Here is a 1,293-nt window from a genome sequence, read left to right as displayed (position 1 = left end):
CCCGAAGTGGTAAAGGAAGCGTCACAGAAAGTGCTGGATGCAGGCGTAGGACTTCTTGCACCGGGATGCGGTATTGTCAGCAAGACACCTACCGAGAACCTCAGGGCAATGGTGGAGATGGCAAAGGGCCACAAGTATTAGAGAGTGGGATTTCTCCGGGCCTTCTTTGTTGAGTAGTCATAACCTTAAGCCCGGAGAATTACTTTTATCTGCGTTCTGACCAATTGATTCTGGCCATATGTGTGCCTGTTCTGCTTTATCCTGATCTTCCGGATCATTTGAAGCAGACGGAAGGGAGTAAGCCATGCTCAAAGAAGAAACATTGCAAAGGATCTCAAATTCGGTTGTCTCGACCAGTGGGGATGCTGTGGAAACAGCAGTGAGAAAAGCATTAGAAGAGAACATTGGGCCTGCAGAGATCATCGAAAAGGGTCTTGCTGCCGGTGTGCATGAGACTGGCATTCTATTTGAGGAGGGCACTATATTCCTGCCGCATCTGGTCCTTGCAGTGGATGCGATGGAAGCAGGTCTCAGGATCCTGGAAACTGAAACACAGGAGCAAGACAGGGATAGAAGGCCTGGTACCATCGTCAATGGTACTGTTGAGGGTGATGTTCATGATATTGGCAAGATCATCGTTTCAGGCATGCTTAGAGCATCGGGTTTCACAGTACATGACATGGGCAGGAGCGTTCCTTTGCAGGATTTCATCGACAAGGCAAAAGAGACCAATGCAGACCTGATAAGTCTCTCAGCGCTTACCACGGTCTCCCTTAACCGGCAGCAGGAACTCATAGGTATGCTCAGGGAGCAGGGCCTGCGTGACAGGTTCAAGGTCATGGTGGGCGGTGCGCCTGCAAGCCAGGAATGGGCAGACAGGATAGGTGCCGATTGCTATGCAAAGAATGCTGCTGAGGCTGTGGCAAAGGCAAGGGAACTTCTGCTGCTGAAATAAACTGATCTACGATTCAGTTTTTCCTAATTCTTCCTTTCCTTTTATACACTAGTTACAATCCCGGAGTAAGATTACAACCGCGTTGTAATGATTGCACGACAGCTGAATAATATCCCATGCTGGACTAATTCACACGCAATAGACACATTGTGCTGAGTTTATGATATATAGTTTTCTCCTTATGCTAATTGTAGTGACTGTTCTCCACATCCCATTTATCGCATGAGAGGTCGGGGGGTCAAATGAAGAGGAACTACTATGAGCAAAGAAGAAACGTTCAAGAAGCTTTCTGATGCGATCGTTTCCTGCAAGAAGGAAGCTGTTGTTGCAGCTGTACA

At 47.9% G+C, this 1,293-nt stretch carries 2 protein-coding genes; both read left to right on the top strand.

Annotated elements, in window-relative coordinates:
- Window positions 1–141, top strand: a 141-nt coding sequence (locus tag PV02_RS12855; protein WP_305891092.1) for a uroporphyrinogen decarboxylase family protein, incomplete at its 5' end; no start/stop codon positions are given.
- A 163-nt stretch (window positions 142–304) separates the two neighbouring features.
- Window positions 305–955, top strand: coding sequence for a cobalamin B12-binding domain-containing protein (locus PV02_RS12850; RefSeq protein ID WP_256623817.1), 651 nt, complete (start codon window positions 305–307; stop codon window positions 953–955).
- The last annotated feature ends 338 nt before the right edge of the window (window positions 956–1,293 follow it).

The sequence above is a fragment of the Methanolobus chelungpuianus genome (assembly GCF_024500045.1).
Taxonomy (GTDB): Archaea; Halobacteriota; Methanosarcinia; order Methanosarcinales; family Methanosarcinaceae; genus Methanolobus; species Methanolobus chelungpuianus.
The sequence above is the reverse complement of the archived record's forward strand: the minus strand, read 5'-3'. Positions and strand labels throughout refer to the sequence as shown.

What these genes read in the sequence shown, in the direction of transcription:
- PV02_RS12850 (WP_256623817.1), top strand. Translation starts at nt 305, where the DNA reads ATGCTCAAAGAAGAAACATTGCAAAGGATCTCAAATTCGGTTGTCTCG.